The 21,702-nt window shown below is 73.9% G+C and carries 3 protein-coding genes; all 3 read left to right on the top strand.

Going from position 1 to position 21,702, the window contains the following annotated elements; genetic code table 11:
• Positions 1–68 precede the first annotated feature (68 nt).
• Genes L6E10_RS08490 through L6E10_RS08480 form a run of 3 tightly spaced genes read left to right on the top strand, consistent with a single transcriptional unit; the run spans position 69 to position 21,665 of the window.
• Positions 69–11,732, top strand: coding sequence for an SDR family NAD(P)-dependent oxidoreductase (locus tag L6E10_RS08490; RefSeq protein WP_374236205.1), 11,664 nt, complete (start codon positions 69–71; stop codon positions 11,730–11,732).
• Positions 11,733–11,778: 46 nt separating this feature from the next.
• Complete coding sequence (locus L6E10_RS08485; protein WP_236218480.1) at positions 11,779–17,205, top strand: type I polyketide synthase; 5,427 nt, start codon at positions 11,779–11,781, stop codon at positions 17,203–17,205.
• Complete coding sequence (locus L6E10_RS08480; protein WP_236218478.1) at positions 17,205–21,665, top strand: type I polyketide synthase; 4,461 nt, start codon at positions 17,205–17,207, stop codon at positions 21,663–21,665. The genes L6E10_RS08485 and L6E10_RS08480 overlap by 1 nt, the downstream gene beginning before the upstream one ends.
• Positions 21,666–21,702 lie beyond the last annotated feature (37 nt).

The raw sequence follows: 21,702 nt of genomic DNA, 5'->3' as shown, positions 1-21,702 counted from the left end.
GTCCCACGGAGTAGTTGGGGAGTGCACTCTTGAGCGAGTTCGATGACCTCCGTCCTGCCGGTGAGGTGGTGGACCGGGGAAACGAGCTGCCTGCGGGAAATCCGGTGGCGGCACAGTCGATGCGCGATCTCGTCCTGCGGGTGACCGCGGAAGTCCTCGCCGACATGGTTCCCGGCGCACCGGCGCTGGGGAACGGCACGCGGTCGTTCCTCGACCTCGGGTTCGACTCGCTCGCGTCGGTCGAGCTGCACGCGCGTCTCGTCGCGGCCACCGGTCTCGAGCTCCCCGTGACCGCCGTCTACGACCACCCCAGCCCGGTGGCCCTGGCCGCCCGCCTGGGAGGGGAGAGCGACGAGTTCGGTACCGCTCCGGCGTTCCCGGTCGTGGAGCACGACGACGACGTGGTGATCGTGGGTGTCGGCTGCCGGTTCCCGGGGCGGGCCGACTCGCCGGAAGCGTTGTGGCGCTTGGTCGACGAGGGTGTCGACGCCGTCACCGGCTTCCCGTCCGACCGGGGCTGGGACGTCGAGGGGATCTTCGACGAGGACGCGAACGCGGCGGGGAAGACCTACAGCCGGCACGGCGGGTTCCTCGACGCCGCGAGCGAGTTCGACGCCGAGTTCTTCGGGATCTCCCCGCGTGAAGCGACCGCCATGGACCCCCAGCAGCGCCTGGTGCTCGAGGTCGCCTGGGAGGCGCTGGAACGCGCCGGTGTGGACCCGACCTCGTTGCGCGGCAGCCGTTCCGGTGTGTTCATCGGCGTGGAACCGCAGGAGTACGGCCCGAGGCTGGCCAACGCCCCCGCGGGGTTCGAAGGGCACCTGCTGACCGGCAACACGCCGAGTGTGGTGTCCGGCCGCATCGCGTACGTCCTCGGCCTCGAGGGCCCCGCCCTGAGCGTGGACACCGCCTGCTCGGGTTCCCTCGTCGCCCTGCACCTCGCCGCGCACTCGCTGAGGTCCGGTGAGTGCGACCTCGCGCTGGCCGGTGGTGTCGCGGTCATGGCGAGCCCCGGCAACTTCATCGCCTTCTCCCGGCAGCGGGGGCTCGCGCCGGACGGGCGGTGCAAGCCGTTCGACGAGTCGGCCGACGGGACCGGCTGGGGTGAGGGCGTCGGAATCCTCGCGCTGGAACGGCTTTCCGACGCCAGGCGCAACGGCCACCCCGTGCTCGCGGTCGTGCGTGCGTCGGCCATCAACCAGGACGGCTCCTCCAACGGCCTGACCGCACCGAACGGTCTCGCCCAGCAGCGCGTGATCCGCCAGGCGCTGGCCAACGCCCGGCTCACCGCCGCCGACGTCGACGCCGTCGAGGCGCACGGCACCGGCACCCGGCTGGGAGACCCGATCGAGGCACACGCGATCCTCGCCACGTACGGCCGGGAGCGCGAGGCGGACAAGCCGGTGTGGGTCGGTTCGATCAAGTCGAACATCGGCCACGCCCAGGCGGCCGCCGGTGCCGCCGGCGTGATCAAGATGATCATGGCGATGCGCCGGGGAACCCTGCCGCGCTCGCTGCACCTCACCAGCCCGACGCCGCACGTGGACTGGTCGGCGGGCGCCGTCTCACTGCTCGCGCAAGCGCAGCCGTGGCCGGTGACCGGCCGCCCGCGCCGTGCCGGGATCTCCTCCTTCGGCATCTCCGGCACCAACGCCCACGTGATCATCGAGGAAGCGCCGCCCGCGGAGGGCGAGCGGATCGGTGACGCCCGGGACACCGATGGCGTCGCCGTGCCGTGGGTGCTGTCGGGCAAGACGCAGGAAGCCCTGCGCGCCCAGGCCGAACGGCTGAAGGCCTTCGTGGGCGACAACCCCGCGCTCAGCCCGGCCGACATCGGCCTGTCGCTCGCCACCACCCGTGCCGCCCTCGACCACCGCGCCGCCGTCGTCGGCCGCGGTCGCGACGAGCTGCTCGCGGGCCTCGACGCCGTGATCGACCCGGCCCCCCCTGCTCTGCGGGACGTCGCGGGAACCGGCGGCCTCGCGTTCCTGTTCGCGGGCCAGGGCTCCCAGCGCCGCGCGATGGGACTCGAGCTGTACGAGCGCAACGAGGTGTTCGCCCGTGCGCTGGACGACGCGTTCGGCTACCTGGACATCCAGCTGGACATCCCGTTGCGGGAGGTGCTGTTCGCGCAGGAGGGCAGCGAGAACGCCGCCCTGGTCGACCAGACCTCCTACGCCCAGCCCGCGCTGTTCGCGATCGAGGTCGCGCTGTACCGGATGCTCGAGTCGTGGGGCCTGAAGCCCGACTACGTCAGCGGGCACTCCATCGGCGAGATCGCCGCGGCGCACGTGGCGGGAGTGCTCACCCTCGAGGACGCCGCGACCCTGGTGGCCGCCCGCGGACGGCTGATGCAGGAGCTCGAGGTGCGCGGCGCGATGGTGTCGTTGCGCGCCACGGAAGAGGAAGCGCTGAGCCTGCTGAGCGGGCACGAGCACGCCGCGGGGATCGCGGCGGTCAACGGGCCTCGCTCCGTCGTGATCTCCGGCGCGGAGGACGTCGTCCTGCGGATCGCCGACCGGTGGCAGGCCGAGGGCGGCAAGGCCAAGCGCCTCAACGTCAGCCACGCCTTCCACTCGCCGCTGATGCGGCCGATGCTGCACGAGTTCCGCACGCTCCTCGAGTTCCTCGGCTTCTCCGCCCCGGCCATCCCGTTCGTCTCCACGGTCACGGGCCGCCTCGTGGGCCCGGACGAACTGTCCACACCGGACTACTGGGTGGCGCACGTCAGCGAGGCCGTGCGCTTCCACGACGCCGTGCGGGTCATCGAGTCGGCCGGCGTCACGACGTGCCTGGAGCTGGGCCCCGACGGCGTGCTCTCCGCGATGGCCGCCGACTGCCTCCCGGACGAGGCCGACGTGCTGGTCCGGCCCGTGCTGCGCCGCGACCGCCCGGAGGAGGTCGAGGCGCTCAGCGCCGTGAGCCACGCCCACCTGCGCGGAGCGCGAGTCGACTGGCCCGCGGTGTTCCCGGCGTCCGCGGCCACCGTCGAGCTGCCCACCTACGCCTTCCAGCGCGAGCACTTCTGGCTGTCCGGAGCGGCCGCGGGCGACGCGGCCACGCTGGGCCTGGAGCCCGGCGACCACCCGCTGCTGGGCGCGACCGTCGCGCTGGCCGGCGGCGAGGGCCACGTGCTCACGGGACGGCTGTCCCTCGCGACGCACCCGTGGCTCGCCGACCACGTCGTGTTCGGCCGCGTCGTCGTTCCGGGGGCCGTGCTGCTCGACCTCGCGGTGCGGGCGGCCGGGGAAGCGGGGTGCGCCTCGGTCGAAGAGCTGACCCTGCAGGCACCCCTGGTGCTCCCGGAGTCCGGCTCGGTGCAGTTGCAGCTGCGGTCCAGCCCCACCGACCCCGCCGGCAGGTCCGCGATCAGCGTGCACTCCAGGCTGCCCGGGTCCGACGAGTGGGTCCTGCACGCCTCGGGCGCTCTGGCCGTGGAGCCGTCGGCACCGCACGGCTGGACCACGACGTCGTGGCCGCCCGCCGGAGCGCGGGAGGTCGCGCTCGACGGCGTCTACGACGACCTGGCCGCCACCGGCCTGGCCTACGGCCCCGTCTTCCGCGGGCTGCGCGGCGCGTGGGTCGCCGGCGACGAGGTGTTCGCCGAGGTCGCCCTGCCGGAGCCGGCCGCGGTGACCGCGGCGGACTTCGCCGTGCACCCCGCCCTGCTGGACGCCTGCCTGCACGCGATCGGCTTCGGCGGAGCCGGGGACGACGACGGGCGGGCACGGCTGCCGTTCTCCTGGTCCGGCGTGTCGGTGCACGCGACCGGCGCGACGTCTCTGCGCGTCAGGATCACCGTCAAGAGCGCCGACGAGGTCAGCCTGCACGCCGTCGACCCGGCGGGCGCACCGGTCTTCACGGTCGACTCGCTGGTGTCCCGCGCACCGTCCGCGACCGTCACGTCGCCCACGAGCCTGTACACGGTGGACTGGGTGTCCGTGCCCGCCGGGGACTCGCCGGCGTGGACGACCTACGGCGCGGTGGACGCCGCCCCCGGCGTGCTCGCCCTGGCCGTCTCACCGGAGAGCGGAGGTCCGGCCGGTGCGCGGGAGGCCACCCGCACCGTGCTCGCGGCCGTGCAGGACTTCCTCGCCGACGCCCGGTACTCGGACTCCCGCCTCGTCGTGGTGACCAGCGGCGCGGCCGGGCCGGACGTGACCGACGTGGCGTCCTCGGCGGTGTGCGGTCTGGTGCGCGCGGCGCAGGCCGAACACCCCGGGCGGTTCGTCCTCCTCGACGGCCCGCAGGAGTTCGCCGGTGCCGCCGCCGGATCCGGTGAACCCCAGCTGGCCGTGCGCGAAGGCGTTCTGCTCGCGCCCCGTGTCGTGCGCGCTCCTGCCGCGGCCGGCACCGAACGGGTCCTGCCCGCCGACGGCACCGTCCTGATCACCGGTGGCACCGGTGGGCTCGGCGCGGCACTGGCCAGGCACCTGGTGTCCGCCTGCGGCGTGACGAGCCTGGTGCTGACCAGCCGCCGCGGCACGCGGTCGCCGGGAGCCGCCGAGCTGAGCGCAGAGCTGACCGAACTCGGTGCGCACGTCACGATCAGCGCCTGCGACGTCGCCGACCGCGCGGCACTCGCCTCCGTCATCGGAGCCATCCCGGCGGACCGCCCGCTCGTCGGCGTGGTGCACGCCGCGGGCTCTCTCGCCGACGGCGTCGTCACGTCGCTCGACGAGGAGCGCGTCGAACGCGTGCTGCGCCCGAAGGTCGACGGCGCCTGGCACCTGCACGAGCTGACGAGTCACCTCGACCTGAGCTTGTTCGTCCTCTACTCGTCCACGTCCGGGCTCTTCGACGGCGCCGGGCAGGGCAACTACGCCGCCGCCAACAGCTTCCTCGACGCGCTCGCGCTGCACCGCCGCGCGAACGGCCTGCCGGCCCAGTCCCTCGTGTGGGGGCTGTGGAAGCTCGGCATGGGCGGCGGCCTGACGCCGGCCGAAGCCGACCGGGCGGCCAGGCAGGGCTTCCCGGCACTGGAGGAGCACGAAGGCCTCGCGCTGTTCGACGCGGCGCTGGCCCGCGACCTGCCGCTCACGGTCGCCGCGCGGCTCGACCTCGCCGCTGTGGAGGCACGGTCCCGCGACGCCCTCCTCCCGCCGTTGCTCGAGCGGCTGGTCAAGACGAGGCTGCGGCGCGCCGCCGGTGGCTCGCCCGCCGCGAGCCCGCTGGCCGGCACGACGAGGTCCGACCAGAAGGCGGCTCTGCTCGGCCTGGTGCGCGCGCAGGTCGCCGCCGTGCTGGGACACTCCACCGCGGACCGCGTCGACCAGGACAAGGCCTTCACCGACCTCGGCTTCGACTCGCTCACGGCGGTCGAGTTGCGCAACAACCTGAGCGCCGCCGCCGGCGTGCGGCTTCCGGCCACGGTCGTCTTCGACCACCCGACGCCCGCCGCGCTCGCGACGTTCCTGCACGTCCAGCTCTCCGGTGACGAGCCCGACCCGACCGCCCCCGTCCTCACCACCGCCGCGACGGACGAGCCGATCGCGATCGTCGGCATGGCGTGCCGCTACCCCGGAGGGGTGGGCTCGCCCGAGGACCTCTGGAACGTCGTCGCGTCGGGCACGGACACCATCTCCGGCTTCCCGGTGAACCGCGGCTGGGACCTCGACACCCTGTTCCACCCCGACCCCGACCACAGGGGTACCTCCTATGCGACCGAAGGTGGGTTCCTGCATGAGGCGGACGCGTTCGACGCAGAGTTCTTCGGCATCTCCCCGCGCGAGGCGCTGGCGATGGATCCGCAGCAGCGCCTGCTGCTGGAAGTCGTGTGGGAATCACTCGAGAACGCCGGTCTCGACCCCCTGGCGCTGAAGGGCAGCAGGACCGGCGTCTTCGCCGGGGTCATGTACTACGACTACGCCCACAGCCTGCACTCGATCCCCGAAGAGGTCGAGGGCTACATCGGCACCGGCACCTCGGCCAGCGTGCTGTCCGGCCGGGTGGCCTACACGCTCGGGCTGGAGGGTCCGGCGGTCACCGTCGACACCGCCTGCTCGTCGTCGCTCGTCGCCCTGCACCTCGCCTCGCAGGCGCTGCGGTCGGGGGAGTGCGGGCTGGCCCTCGCGGGCGGGGTCACGGTCATGGCGACCCCCGAGACGTTCGTCGACTTCTCCCGCCAGCGCGGCCTGGCCGCCGACGGGCGCAGCAAGTCCTTCGCCGCCGCCGCCGACGGGACCAGCTGGTCCGAGGGCGTGGGCGTGCTCGTGCTGGAGCGGTTGTCGAACGCGCGGCGCAACGGCCACGAGGTGCTGGCCGTCGTGCGCGGCTCCGCGGTGAACCAGGACGGTGCGTCGAACGGTCTGACCGCGCCGAACGGTCCGTCGCAGCAGCGCGTGATCCGGCAGGCGCTGGCCAACGCCGGTCTGTCCACTTCGGACGTCGACGCGGTGGAGGCGCACGGCACCGGCACCCGGCTCGGCGACCCGATCGAGGCGCAGGCGCTGCTCAACACCTACGGGCAGGACCGCGACGGGCGGCCGCCGCTGTGGCTGGGCTCGGTCAAGTCCAACTTCGGCCACACCCAGGCCGCCGCCGGCGCCGCGGGCGTGATCAAGATGGTGCTCGCGATGCGGAACGAGACGCTGCCCGCGACGTTGCACGTGGACGCCCCGACGCCGCACGTCGAGTGGGACACCGGCGCGGTGTCGCTGCTGACCGAGCAGGTTCCCTGGCCCGCGGGGGACCGGCCGCGGCGGGCGGCCGTCTCCTCGTTCGGCATCTCCGGCACCAACGCGCACGTGATCCTCGAGTCGGTGGACGCGGTGGACGTTCGCGTCCGCGCGACGGGCGGGGGTACGTCCGGTTCCAGGATCGCCTGGGTGCTGTCGGGCAAGACGCCGGCGGCGGTGCGGGAGCAGGCGCGGCGGCTGAGCGCCTTCGTCGCCGCCGACGAGACCCTCTCCCCGGCGGACGTCGGCTTCTCGCTGGTCACGACCCGTGCCGCGTTGGAGGCGCGCGCCGCCGTCACCGGAGCGGACCGCGAGGAACTGGTGGCCGCCCTGGACGTCCTCGCGGACGGAGGGGCCGGCACCGACGTGGTGGAAGGCTCTGTCCTCAGTGGACCTGTCGCGTTCCTGTTCGCAGGTCAGGGTTCGCAGCGGCTGGCGATGGGCCGCGGGCTGTACGACGAGTTCCCGGCCTACGCCTCGGCCTTCGACGAGGTGTGCGAGCTGCTGCCGGGCGTGCGCGAGGTGGTGTTCGGCACCGACGCGGAGGCGTTGAACCGGACCGCGGTGGCGCAGCCGGCGTTGTTCGCCGTCGAGGTGGCGCTGTTCCGGCTGGTGGAGTCGTGGGGTGTCCGGCCGGAGTTCCTGGTGGGGCACTCGATCGGCGAGATCGCGGCCGCGCACGTGGCCGGCGTGATGTCGCTCGGTGACGCGGCCCGGCTGGTCGTGGCGCGCGGGCGGTTGATGCAGGACCTGCCGTCCGGCGGCGTGATGGTGGCGGTGCGGGCCGGCGAGGACGAGGTCGGGCAGTTCCTGTCGGACGAGGTGTCGCTGGCCGCGGTCAACGGCGCGGGTTCGGTCGTGCTGTCCGGTGTGGAGGGTCCGGTGCTGGCCGCGGTCGAGGAGCTCACCGCGCGGGGCCGCAAGTGCACGCGGTTGTCCGTGTCGCACGCGTTCCACTCGGTGTTGATGGAGCCGGTGCTGGACGAGTTCCGCGCGGTGGCCGAGACGATCGAGTACCGCGAGCCGGTGGTGCCGATGGTGTCCACCGTGACGGGTGCCCTGGTGGAGCCCGGTGTGGTGACGTCACCGGAGTACTGGGTCCGGCACGCGCGGCAGCCCGTGCGGTTCGCCGACGCGGTGGCCGCGTGCGCGGAGCTCGGGGTGGCGCGGTTCGTCGAGCTGGGCCCGGACAGCTCCCTGTCCGGCATGGGCGCGGAGAGCGCCGAGGAGAGCGTGTTCGTTCCGCTGCTGCGCAAGAAGCACGACGAGGTCAAGTCGTTCACCACGGCGCTCGCGCGGTTGCACGCGCACGGCGTGACCATCGCCTGGGACACCATGTTCCCCGGTGCCCGGCGGGTGCCGCTGCCGACGTACGCCTTCCAGCACGAGAGGTACTGGCTGCAGGAGCCGCGCACGCAGGCCGGCACGACCGGCCTCGGGCTCGCCTCCGCCGAGCACCCCCTGCTCGGTGCGGCCGTCGAGTTCGCCGAAGGGGACGGGTTCCTCTTCACCGGTTGCCTCTCGCGGGCGACCCACGGCTGGCTGACCGACCACGTCGTGCTGGACCAGGTGATCGTCCCCGGCGCGTGCCTGGTCGAGCTGGCCGTCCGCGCCGCGGACGAGGTCCGCTGCGGCACCGTGGAGGAACTGACGCTGCAGACCCCGCTGGTGCTGCCGGAGTCCGGCGCCGTGGACATCCGGGTGCAGGTCGGTCCCGCCGCCGCGGACGGCCGTCGCTCCATCAGCGTGCACTCGCGCCCGGCCAGCTCCCTCACCGGAGACCCCTGGACGCGGCACGCCACGGGCTCCCTGGTGCCCGCCGCGCCCGCGCCGGACTTCGACCTGCGGGAGTGGCCGCCGGCCGGAGCCGAGCCGGTGGCGGTCACCGGCCGCTACGAGGAGCTCGCCGCCACCGGTCTGTCCTACGGTCCCGCGTTCCAGGGCCTGACCGCGGCCTGGCGGCTGGGTGACGACGTCCTCGCCGAGGTCGTCGTTCCCGACGACGCGAGCCACGCGGACTTCGGGCTGCACCCGGCACTGCTGGACGCCTCGCTGCACGCGATCGGCCTCGCCGAGGACAGGCCGTTGTCGCTGCCGTTCGTGTGGAACGGCGTCACGCTGCACGCCTCCGGTGCCGGCGCACTGCGGGTCAGGCTGCGCGAAGAGAGCGGCGACGCCTGGTCGATCCGGGTGGCGGACAGCGCCGGCGAGCCGGTGATGACCGTGGAGTCCCTGGTGCTGAAGGAGGTCTCCGCCGACGGGCTGCAGCCGCAGCGGCAGAGCGACTGGTCGTTGCGCGTGGAGTGGGCGCCGGCGGTGCTCGGCGACGCCGTCGAGTGGACGGACTACGAGGCGGTCGACGGCCGGGCTCCCGCGCACGTCGTCCTGCACCTGCCGGTGGACCGCGACGTGGACGTGCCGGAGGCGGCGCGCAGGCTGTCCCACCGGACGCTCGACGTCGTCCAGCGCTGGGTGGCGGACGACCGGTTCGCTAGCTCCCGGCTGGTCGTGGTGACCGAGGGCGCGGTCGCCGTCGACTCCGCGGTGGACAACCCGGCGACCGCGGTCGTCTGGGGCCTCGTCCGCACCGCGCAGCAGGAGTACCCCGGCCGTTTCCTGCTCGTCGACGCCGAACCCGGCGCGGCGATCGGGCCCGAGCTGCTGGGCAGGCTCATCGGGTCGGGGGAACAGCAGCTGGCGGTGCGCGGCGACCAGGCCTTCGCGCCGCGGCTCGTGCCCGCGGCCAAGGACCGGCTGTCGCCCCCGCCGGGAGACGCGTGGCGGCTGGGGATGTCGGGCAAGGGCACGCTCGACCACCTCGTCCTGACGCCCAACCCCGGTGTGCTGGAACCGATCGCGCCGGGTGACGTGCGCATCGGCGTCCGCGCCGCCGGGCTCAACTTCCGCGACGTGCTGACCGTGCTCGACATGTACCCGGGCGACGCCGGGACGATCGGCAACGAGGCCGCCGGAGTGGTGCTCGAGGTCGGTTCGGACGTGACCGACCTGCGCCCCGGCGACCGGGTGATGGGACTGGTCATCGGCGGGATCGGTCCCGTCGCCGACGCCGACCGCCGGCTCGTCACCCGCATGCCGCGGGGGTGGACGTTCGAACAGGCCTCCGCGGTGCCGCTGGTGTTCCTGACGGCGTACTACGGCCTGCGCGACCTCGGCCGGCTCGAGAAGGGCCAGTCCGTGCTGATCCACGCCGCCGCGGGCGGTGTCGGCATGGCGGCGACCCAGATCGCGCACCACCTCGGTGCGGAGGTCTTCGGCACCGCGAGCGCCGGCAAGCAGGACGTCCTGCGCGCGGCCGGGCTGGACGACCTGCACATCGCGTCGTCGCGCGACCTCGACTTCGAGGACGTCTTCACGGCGGCGACCCTCGGACGCGGCGTCGACGTCGTGCTCAACGCGCTGTCGGGCGAGTTCGTGGACGCGTCGCTGCGCCTGGTCACCCCCGGCGGCCACTTCGTGGAGATGGGCAAGACCGACGTCCGCGACGCCGCCGAGGTCGGCGCGGACCACGGTGACGTCACCTACCGCGCGTTCGACCTGATCGACGCCGGACCGGACCGGATCGCGGAGATCTGGGCGGAGCTCGACGAGCTGTTCGAGCGCGGGGAGCTCACGCCGCTGCCCACCCGGAGCTGGAACGTCTTCCAGGCGCAGGAGGCGTTCCGGTTCATCAGCCAGGCCAAGCACGTCGGCAAGGTGGTGCTCACCCTGCCCAGGCCGGTCGACCCCGGCGGAACGGTCCTGGTCACCGGTGGCACCGGTGCGCTCGGCAGCGCGGTCGCCCGTCACCTCGTGACCGAGCACGGCGTCCGCCACCTCCTGCTGATGAGCAGGAGCGGAGCGGACGCGCCGGGCGCGGAGCAGCTGCGCGCCGACCTGGCCGGGCTCGGTGCCACCGCGACCATCGCCGCCTGCGACACCGCCGACCGCGAGGCGCTGGCCGGCGTGCTGGACGGCATCCCGCGGGACCGGCCGCTGACCGCCGTCGTGCACACCGCCGGTGTGCTCGACGACGGACTGCTCGGATCGCTCACGCCCGCACGGCTGGACGCGGTCCAGCGCGCCAAGGTGGACGCGCTCTGGCACCTGCACGAACTCACCCGGGACCTCGACCTGGCGCGGTTCGTCGCGTTCTCCTCGATCAGCAGCATCACCGGCACCGAGGGACAGGCGAACTACGCCGCGGCCAACGCGTTCGTCAACGCCGTCGCCGAGCACCGCCGCGGCCACGGTCTCGTCGGCCAGGCCCACGCGTGGGGCCTCTGGGAGGACGGCATGGGAGCCAACCTGTCCCGCGCCGACCTGGACGTGATGGAGCAGGAGGGCTTCGGCGCGCTGGCCCTCGCCGAGGGCATGGCCCTGTTCGACGAAGCGCTCCGCGCGGACGAGCCCCTGGCCGTCCCGGTGAAGCTCGACCGCGCCGCACTGCGCCGGTTCGCCAAGCACAACGAGATCAACCAGATGTGGCACGACCTCGGTCGCGCCGCGGCCCGCCGGGTCACCGAGGCGCCCCAGTCGTCCTCACTCGCGGAACGGCTCGCCTCCCTGACGGAGACGGAGCAGAACGCCTTCCTCGTCGACCTGGTCCGCGGGCACGCCGCCGCCGTCCTCGGGCACAGCGACGTGGCCGCGCTGGAGACGACCAAGCCGTTCACGGACATCGGCCTCGACTCGCTGACCGCGGTCGAGCTGCGCAACCGGCTCAACACCGCGGCGGAGGTGCGGCTGTCCGCGACCGCCGTCTTCGACCACCCCACGACGGTCGCGCTCGCGTCCCACCTGAAGCAGCTGCTGGCTCCGCAAGGTGCGGCGAAGTTGTCCGCGGCCGCCGTGCTCGCCGAACTGGACCGCCTGGAGACGAGCCTGTCGGCCGTCGACGGGGACGGTCACCTGACGATCGTGCTGCGGCTGGAGGAGCTGCTGTCGACGTTCTCGGCGACGGCGGCCGGGCCGGTCGACGCCGGGGGCGGCGACCTGGCGGACGCGTCGGCCGACGAGCTCGTCGACTACCTGGAACGAGAGCTCGGCCTGTCCTGACCGAGCACGCCCCTGTCCTGGTCAACATTCCTTTTGAGGTTGTGAGATGGCGGATCAAGAGAAGCTGGTCGGTCTGCTGAAGAAGCTGACCGCGGACCTTCAGCAGACCAGGACGCGCCTGCGCCAGGCGGAGTCCCGCGACAGGGAGCCGATCGCGATCATCGGGATGGCCTGCCGCTATCCCGGTGACGTCGAGAGCCCCGAGGACCTGTGGCGGCTGGTCGACGAGGAGCGGGAGGGGATCTCCGCGTTCCCCACCAACCGCGGGTGGGACCTGGACGGGTTGTTCGACGCCGATCCGGAGAGCTCCGGCAGCAGCTACGCGACCACCGGCGGCTTCGTGCACACGGCCGACCAGTTCGACGCCGACTTCTTCGGCATCTCCCCGCGTGAGGCACTGGCGATGGACCCGCAGCAGCGCCTGCTGCTGCAGGTCACGTGGGAGGCGATCGAGCGGGCGGGCATCGCCCCCGGCTCCCTGGCCGGCACGAGGACCGGCGTCTACGCCGGTGTCTCGTCGCAGGAGTACGGACCGCGTCTGCACGAGCAGGCCCTGGAGGTGGAGGGATACCTCCTCACCGGCACCACGTGCTCCGTGCACTCCGGCCGGATCGCCTACAGCCTCGGCCTCGAGGGCCCCGCCATCTCGGTGGACACCGCCTGCTCGTCGTCGCTCGTGGCGATGCACTTCGCCGTGCAGGCACTGCGCAGCGGTGAGTGCGACCTCGCTCTGGCGGGCGGCGCGAACATCATGGGCGGGCCCGGCGTCTTCGTCGAGTTCTCCCGTCAGCGGGGCCTGTCGCCCGACGGGCGGTGCAAGTCGTTCGCCGAGGCCGCCGACGGCACCGGCTGGTCCGAGGGCGTCGGCATGGTGATGCTCGAGAAGCTCTCCGACGCCCGCCGCAACGGCCACCGCGTGCTCGCGGTCATCCGCGGTTCCGCGATCAACCAGGACGGTGCGTCGAACGGGCTCACCGCGCCCAGCGGACCCGCCCAGAAGAGCGTCATCGCGCAGGCCCTCGCCGACGCCCGGCTCTCGACCAGGGACGTCGACGTGGTCGAGGCGCACGGCACCGGCACCCGGCTCGGCGACCCGATCGAGGCGCAGGCGGTTCTCGCGACCTACGGGCAGGACCGCCCCGGCGACCGGCCGGTGTGGCTGGGCTCGCTCAAGTCCAACATCGGCCACACGCAGTGCGCCGCGGGTGTCGGCAGCGTCATCAAGATGGTCATGGCGTTGCAGAACGACACGCTGCCCAAGACCCTGCACGTCGACACCCCGACGCCGTTCGTGGACTGGCAGTCGGGTTCCGTCGAGCTGCTGACGCGGGCTCAGCAGTGGCCCCGGCGCGACCAGCCGCGCCGCGCCGCCGTGTCGTCCTTCGGCATCTCGGGCACCAACGCCCACCTGATCCTCGAAGAGGCTCCCGCCGAAGCGGACGCCGAGGGCTCCTCCGGTGACCGCGAGCACCCGCCCGTTCCCGTCGTGCTGTCCGGGACGAACCGCGAAGCGCTCGCGGCGCAGGCCCGGCGGCTGCGGTCCTCCGTGGAGGCCGACCCCGCCGCGAACCCGCTCGACCTCGCGTACTCGCTCGCCACCGGCCGGACCGCACTCGCCGAGCGCGGTGCCGTCCTCGCCACCGACCGGGACGGCCTGCTCGACGGCCTGGCCGTCCTCGCCGAGGGAGGCAGGAGCGACCAGGTCCTGCGGGGCGGCGCGAGCGGCGGCAAGACCGCCTTCCTGTTCACCGGCGGAGGGGCGCAGTACCTCGGCATGGGCCGGGAACTCTGCGCGACCCACCCCTCGTTCGCCGCCATCTTCGACACCGTGACGGCGGAGTTCGACGCCCACCTCCCGCGACCGCTGCGCGAGGTGGTGTTCGCCGAGGACTCCGCGCTGCTCGACCGGATCGACTACATGCTGCCCGCGTTGTTCGCCATCGAGGTCTCGGTGGCACGGCTGCTGGAGTCGTGGGGCGTCGTCCCCGACTTCGTGGCGGGGCACTCGATCGGCGAGTTCGCCGCGGCGCACGTCGCCGGCGTCTGGTCGCTGGCCGACGCCGCGCGCATCGTCGCGATCCGCGGCCGGTTGATGAACTCGTTGCCGCCGGGCGGTGCGATGGTGGCGATCCAGGCCTCCGAGGAGGAGGTCGCGCCCGAGCTGACCGGCCTGGTCGGGTTCGCGGCGCTGAACGGGCCGACGTCGGTCGTGATCTCCGGTGACGAGGAGACCGCCACGGCCATCGCCCAGCGGTTCAAGGACCGGGGGCGCAAGGCCAAGAAGCTCGCCGTCAGCCACGCGTCGCACTCCGCGCTGATGGACGACATCCTCGACGAGTTCGGCCGCGCCACCGCGGAGCTCACGTACTCCGCGCCGCGCATCCCGATCATCTCCACCCTCACGGGCAAGCAGGCCGGCGCGGACGAGGTCGGCGACCCGCAGTACTGGGTGCGGCACATCCGCCGGCCCGTCCGGTTCACCGACGCGGTGAACGTGCTCGAACGCGAAGGCGTCACCCGCTACGTCGAGGTGGGCCCGAACGGCGTGCTGACCGCCGCCGCGATGGAGATCGTGGAGCGGCCCGACGCCGCCGCGTTCGTCCCGTCGCTGCGCAGGGACCACGCCGAGGGCCTGGACCTGGCGACGATGGTGGCGCGGCTGCACATCAGCGGCGCGCCGATCGACTGGACGGCGTTCTTCGGCGACACGGGTGCCCGTCGCGTCGACGTGCCCACCTACGCGTTCCAGAACAGCTCGTACTGGCTCGCCAACGACGACGCTCCCGCCGACCTGAGCTCGATCGGGCTCGCCTCGGCGGAACACCCGGTGCTCGAGGCGTCGATCCTGCCCGCCGACGGGGACGGGGCGTTGTTCGCCGGCCGGTTGTCGCTGTCGTCCCACCCGTGGCTGGCCGACCACGCCGTCCTGGGCACCGTGATCGTGCCGGGGGCGGCGCTGGTCGAACTCGCGATCCGCGCCGGTGACGAGGTCGGCTGCCGGACGGTCGAGGAACTGACCCTGCACACGCCGGTGCTGCTGAGCTCCGACGCCTCGCTGGCGCTGCAGGTGGTCGTGGGCGACGCCGACGAGGACGGCCGGCGGCCGATCTCCGTGCACAGCCGCCACCGCGGCGCTCCCGCCGGGCACGCCTGGACCCGCAACGCCGACGGCTGGCTGCGGCCCACCGCCACCGACCAGGACTGGACACCGGTGCAGTGGCCGCCCGCCGGGGCTGACCCGGTTGCCGTCACCGACCTCTACCGGCGCCTGGCCGACTCCGGGTTCGACTACGGCCCCGTGTTCCAGGGGCTGCGGGCGGCGTGGCGGCGGGGCGACGAGATCTTCGCCGAGGTCGCCCTGCCGGAAGCCGGCGCCGACGGCTTCACGGTCCACCCGGCCCTGCTCGACGCGGTGCTGCACACCCTGTTCCTGGTTCCCGGCGCGGAGGAGTCCCCGGCTCTGCCCTTCTCGTGGGGCGGTGTCTCGCTGCACGCCACCGGTGCGCGCACGCTGAGGGTGCGGCTGACGGGGACCGACGGGACCTCGGGCACGCTCTCCGCGGTCGACGACGCCGGCGAGCCGGTGCTCACCGTCGAATCGATCGTCGTCCGGCCCGTCGCGGCGGACCAGCTGCGCGGCGCGGACGCGCCGGAGAACCTCTACACCGTCGAATGGTCGAGCACGCCGGCCCGCGCCGCCGAGCCGTGGACGGACTACGCCGACCTGCCCGCGGACGGCCCCGTCGCCGGGCACGTCGTGTTCTCCGCGCCGACCGGTGACGACCCGGTCGCCGACACGCACCGGCTCACCGCGACCGTGCTGGACGTCCTGCAGACCTGGCTCGCGGACGACCGGTTCGCCGCGGCGACCCTGGTCGTGCGCACCAGCGGCGCGACCGGGCCCGGCGAACCGGGTCCGGCCGCCGCCGCGGTGTGGGGCCTGGTCCGCTCCGCCCAGTCGGAGCACCCCGGCAGGTTCGTCCTCTTCGACGGTCCGGCCGAGGCGGTCGGCGAGGCCGTCGCGACCGGGGAGCCCCAGGTCGCCGCACACGGCGGTGAGCTGGTCGTGCCGCGCCTGGTCCCCGCCGCGGCCGCCGGGGACCCGGCGACGTGGGACCCGGAGGGCACCGTGCTGATCAGCGGTGGCACCGGAGACCTGGGAGCGCTGGCCGCCCGGCACCTGGTGACCGAGCACGGCGTGAAGCACCTGGTCCTGACCAGCCGCCGCGGGATCGACGCACCGGGAGCGGCGGAGCTGCGCGACGAACTGACCGCCCTGGGCGCCCGGGTCGTCGTGGAGCGCTGCGACGCCGCCGACCGCCGGGACGTCGCCGCCGTGCTGGGCCGCATCCCGGACGGGCACCCGCTGACCGGCGTCGTCCACGTCGCGGGCGTGCTCGACGACGGCGTCGTCACCGCGTTCACCCCGGAACGGCTCGCCGCAGTTCTCACCCCGAAGGTCGACGCGGCCTGGCACCTCCACGAGCTCACGCAGAACATGGGCCTCGAGCACTTCGTCCTGTACTCGTCGGCCGCCGGCGTCCTGGGCTCTCCCGGGCAGGGCGGCTACGCCGCGGCCAACTCCTTCCTGGACGCGCTGGCGGGCTACCGCCGTGCCCGCGGTCTCGCCGCCCGGTCGCTCGCGTGGGGACCGTGGCAGCAGGACCGGGGCCTGACGGTGCACCTGGACGAGGCGCAGGCGTACCGCCTCGGCCGGGACGGCTTCTCCTCGCTGGACCGCGCGGAAGGCATGCGCGCGTTCGACGCGGCACTGGCGGCCGGCGACGCGCTGGCGGTGCCGGTGAAGCTCGACTTCACCGTCCTGAACCGTCTGGCGCGCACCACCGAGATCCCGCCCGTGCTGCGCGGCCTGGTGCGCACGGCCGGCCGCCGGAACGCGACGACGACCGAGGCGGGGGAGCTCTCCCTCCTCGAACGGCTCGCCGCGCTGCCCGCCCCCGAACGGCGGGACGCGGTGCTGGAGGTCGTGCTCGAACTGGTCGCCGACGTGCTGGGGCACCGTTCCGGAGCGGTGATCGACCCGGAGCGCGCGTTCACCGAGCTGGGCTTCGACTCGCTGTCCTCGGTGAACCTGCGCAACAGGCTCAACACGACGTTCGGGCTGAGCCTCGCCGCCACGGTCGTCTTCGACCACCCGTCACCCCGCGCGATCGCCGTCTTCGTCCTGTCGCTGCTGCCGGGCCTCGACGAGCCGGCCGACGACGGTCCGGTGGACGAGCAGCGGATCCGCCGCGTGCTCGCCGCGGTCCCGTTCGACCGGCTCCGGGCGGCCGGGGTGCTGGACGCGCTGGTGCGGCTGGCGAACGACCAGGCCGCCGCCGAGCTCGTGGACGCGGTGGCCCCCGCGGACGACCTGGTCGACGAGTTGGACGCCGACGAACTGGTGAAGCGCGTCATGGCGGCCGCCGGGGACAAGACCGTGTCACTCACCTCTGGTTCGGAGAACTCCTGATGCCCTCCAACGAAGAACTTGTCGCGGCACTGCGGGAGTCGGTGAAGGAGAGCACCAGGCTGGCCGCGCGCAACCGGAAGCTGGTCGACGACGCCCACGCACCGGTCGCGATCATCGGCATGGCCTGCCGGTACCCCGGCGGCGTCGAGTCGCCGGAGCAGCTGTGGGACCTGGTCGCCTCCGGCACCGACGCGGTGTCGGAGTTCCCGGCCGACCGCGGCTGGAACCTCGCCGAGCTGTTCCACCCCGATCCCGACCACCGCGGCACCTCGTACTCCCGCGAGGGGAGCTTCCTGCACGACGCCGGCGACTTCGACCCGGGCTTCTTCGGGATCTCGCCGCGCGAGGCGCTCGCCATGGACCCGCAGCAGCGGCTCATGCTCCAGATCAGCTGGGAGGCACTGGAGCACGCCCGCATCGACCCGACGACGCTCAAGGGCAGCGCGACCGGCGTGTTCGCCGGGCTCATGTACAGCGACTACGGCACCGGCGTCGGGGAGCTGCCCGACGGCGTCGAGGGCTTCCTGGGCAACGGGACCCAGGGCAGCGTCCTGTCCGGCCGGGTGGCCTACACGCTCGGCCTGGAGGGACCGGCGCTGACGGTCGACACCGCCTGCTCGTCCTCGCTGGTCGCCGTGCACCTGGCCGTTCAGGCGCTGCGCACGGGGGAGTGCTCGATGGCTCTCGCCGGGGGCGTGTGCGTCATGCCCATCGCCGACACCTACGTCGAGTTCTCCCGGCAGCGCGCGCTGTCCCCGGACGGCCGCTGCAAGTCCTTCTCCGCCTCCGCCGACGGCACCGGTTTCGGCGAGGGCGCGGGAATCCTGCTGCTGGAGAAGCTCGAGGACGCCGAGCGCAACGGTCACCGCGTGCTCGCCGTGATCCAGGGCTCCGCGGTCAACCAGGACGGCGCGTCCAACGGCCTCACCGCACCTAACGGCCCGTCGCAGCAACGCGTCATCCGTGCCGCGCTCGCCGACGCCCGGCTGCCCGCGACCGAGGTGGACGTCGTCGAGGCGCACGGCACCGGGACCAGGCTGGGCGACCCGATCGAGGCCGACGCCCTGCTGGCCACCTACGGCCAGGACCGCGAGGAGCCGTTCTGGCTCGGCTCGATCAAGTCCAACATCGGGCACACCCAGTCCGCCGCCGGCGCCGCCGGGATCATCAAGATGGTCGAGGCGCTGCGCCGCGGCGAGCTGCCGCGCACGCTGCACGTCACCGAGCCCTCGCCCGCCGTCTCGTGGAGCTCGGGCAACGGGCGCCTGCTCACCGAGCACCGCGACTGGCCCGCCACCGGGCACCCCCGCACCGCGGCGGTGTCGTCCTTCGGCATCAGCGGCACCAACGCCCACGTCATCCTCCGCGAGGCGCCGCCGCGCACGGCCCCCGAGCGCACGACCGCACCGCCCGCACCGCCCGCCCGCGTCCCCTGGGTGCTCTCGGGGACCAGCGCGGAGGCCGTGCGCCGCCAGGCCGGGCGCCTGGCGGGCCGGGTGCCCGGCCTCGACCCCGTGGACGTCGCCTTCACGCTCGCCACCGGCCGCGCCGCGCTCGCGCACCGCGCGGTGGTCTTCGGCGAGGACGGGCTGGCCGCCCTGGCGTCCGGTGCGGAGTCGCCGGAGGTGGTGACCGGCACGCAGAGCACCGGCAAGGTCGCGTTCCTGTGCACCGGGCAGGGGGCGCAGCGGCTCGGCATGGGACGCGAGCTGTCCGCGTACCCGATCTTCGCGGGCAAGCTCGCCGAGGTGGCGGCACACCTCGACAAGCACACCGGCTTCTCCCTGCTCGACGTCGTGCACGGCACCGTGCCGGAAGCCCTCGACCAGACGGCGGTGACCCAGCCCGCCCTGTTCGCGTTCGAGGTGGCGCTGGCGGAGCTCGTCCTGTCGTGGGGCGTGCGGCCCGACTACCTGCTCGGCCACTCCATCGGCGAGCTGACCGCCGCGCACCTCGCGGGCGTGTGGTCGCTGGAGGACGCGGCGAGGCTGGTCGCCGCCCGCGGCAAGCTCATGCAGGCGTTGCCCGCGGGCGGCGCGATGGTCGCGGTCAGGGCCGCGGAGGCCGGGATCGAGCTGCTGCCGGGCGTGAGCATCGCGGCGGTCAACGGCCCCGAGTCGCTCGTGCTGTCGGGTGACGAGGACGCCGTCCTCCGGATGGCCTCCCGGTTCGAGCGCTCCAAGCGGCTCGCGGTGAGCCACGCCTTCCACTCGCACCACATGGACGGCATGCTCGCCGAGTTCCGGGAGATCGCCCGCGACGTCGAGTACTCCGCGCCGCGCATCCCGCTGATCTCCAACCTCACCGGCGCCCTCGCCACTGCGGACCAGGTCACCGACCCGGAGTACTGGGTGCGGCACGTCCGCGGCACCGTCCGCTTCGCCGACGGGGTGACCGCCCTGCACGGCGCGGGAGTCCGCCGCTTCGTCGAGATCGGCCCGGACTCGGCGCTGTCCGCGCTGGGCGCCGACTGCGTGCCGGACGGGTTGTTCCTGCCCGTGCAGCGCAAGAACCGCGACGAGGTCACCACCGCCGCGCACGCGCAGGCCACCCTGTTCGCGAACGGCGTCAAGCTCGACTGGCTCGGCATCTTCGCGGGCACCGGTGCCGAACCGGTCGACCTCCCGACCTACCCGTTCGAGCGGGAGCGGTTCTGGCTCGCGCCCGCACCGGCGAAGCGGGCGAGCGGCTGGCGCCACCACGTCCGGTGGACGCCCGTCCCGACCTCGGCAGGCCGCCCGGCCGGACCCTGGACCGTCGTGGCGGAGCAGGACGACGCCTGGGCGCAGGCCGCCGCGCGAGCGCTGGGGACGACCGTCGTCAGCGCCGCCGAGGCCCGCGAGGGCAACGTCCTCGCCTTCGTCGGCGACGGCGTGGCGGCCGCGGCGCTGCTGCGGGAGAACACCCGGTTGTGGTGCGCCACGCGCGGAGCGGTCGCGGTCGGCGGGCACGAACGGGTCGCCTCGCCGCGGCAGGCCGAGGTGTGGGGTGTCGGCCGGGTCGCGGCGATCGAGCAACCCCGGTCCTGGGGTGGCTGCGTCGACCTGCCGGAGGTCCCGGACGCCCGCTCCGTCGCGCGGCTGCTGGAGGTGCTGTCCGGCGGCGAGGACGAGGTCGCGATCCGCCCGTCCGGCGTGCACGCCCGGCGCTTCGTCCCCTCCGAGCCCGCCACCGGCACGTGGACCACGAGCGGCACCGCGCTGGTCACCGGTGGCACGGGTGCGCTCGGGGCCGTGGTCGCCCGGCGGCTGGTCGAGGCGGGCACGCGGCACCTGGTCCTGTTGTCGCGCCGGGGAGAGGACGCCCCCGGCGCGCGTGAGCTCGCCGCGGAACTCACCGGACTCGGTGCGCGCGTCGACGTCCACGCCTGTGACGCGGCCGACCGCGAGGCCTTGGCCTCGGTCGTGGCGGAGCTCGACGACCTGCGGGTCGTCGTGCACACCGCCGGCGTGCTGGACGACGGCCTGATCGCGAGCCTCACCCCGGAGAGGTTCGCCGCCGTCGCGAAGCCCAAGGTCGAGGCCGCGCACCACCTGGCCGACCTCACCCGGCACCTCGAACTGGACGCGTTCGTCCTGTACTCCTCGGTCGCCGGGGTGCTCGGCAACGGTGGCCAGGCCGCCTACGCCGCGGCCAACGCGCACCTCGACGCGCTGGCCGAGCAGCGGCGCTTCGACGGCCTGCCCGCCACGGCGGTGGCCTGGGGACCGTGGGCCGAGGGCGGCATGGCCGGCTCGCTCGACGAGGGCGTGCGCCGGATGGGACTGCGGCCGATGGCTCGGCGGGCCGCCGTCGACGCGCTGGTCGAGTCGCTGGCCGCGGGCGACGCCGCCGTGACGGTGGCCGACTTCGACTGGCCCGCCTACCTCGACACCTCGCGACCGGCACCGGTCCTCGCGGAGATCCCCCGCCCGCGGGCGGAGACCCCTGCCGCGACGGCCGGACCGGACCTGCGCGAACGGCTCGCCGGGCTCATCGAGCCCGAGCAGCGCCGCCTGCTGCTCGACCTGGTCCGCGAGGTCGTCGCGAAGGTGCTCGGACACCCGAGCAGCGCGACGGTCGAACCGGACCGCGCCTTCGGCGAGCTCGGCTTCGACTCGCTGACCGCCGTCGAGCTGCGCAACCGCCTCGACGCGGCGGCGTCGCTGTCGGTGCCGTCGACCCTGGTCTTCGACCACCCGACACCGCTCGCGCTCGCGGACTACCTGTGGGGCGAGCTGGCGGGCCCCGAGCGCGCGGCGGACGCCCTGCTGCGCGACCTCGACCGGGCGGCCGACGTGCTCGGCGGCCTCGACGCCGGCAGCGAGGCGCGCGCCGCCGTCCTGGAGCGCCTGCACGCGCTCGTCGCGGAGTTCGGCTCCGCACCAGTGCCTTCCCGCGGAGCTGTGGCGCGGACCGACCTCACCGAGGCGTCCGACGACGAGCTCTTCGCCTTCATCGACCAACAGCTCGGCACCTGAGCCGGCGCTCGTGATCTTGACCAATGAGTGGGGCAAC

The organism is Lentzea sp. CC55 (assembly GCF_021056325.1).
GTDB classification, from domain to species: Bacteria; Actinomycetota; Actinomycetes; order Mycobacteriales; family Pseudonocardiaceae; genus Lentzea; species Lentzea jiangxiensis.
The sequence above is the reverse complement of the archived record's forward strand: the minus strand, read 5'-3'. Positions and strand labels throughout refer to the sequence as shown.

What these genes read in the sequence shown, in the direction of transcription:
- L6E10_RS08485 (WP_236218480.1), top strand. Translation starts at nt 11,779, where the DNA reads ATGGCGGATCAAGAGAAGCTGGTCGGTCTGCTGAAGAAGCTGACCGCG.
- L6E10_RS08480 (WP_236218478.1), top strand. Translation starts at nt 17,205, where the DNA reads ATGCCCTCCAACGAAGAACTTGTCGCGGCACTGCGGGAGTCGGTGAAG.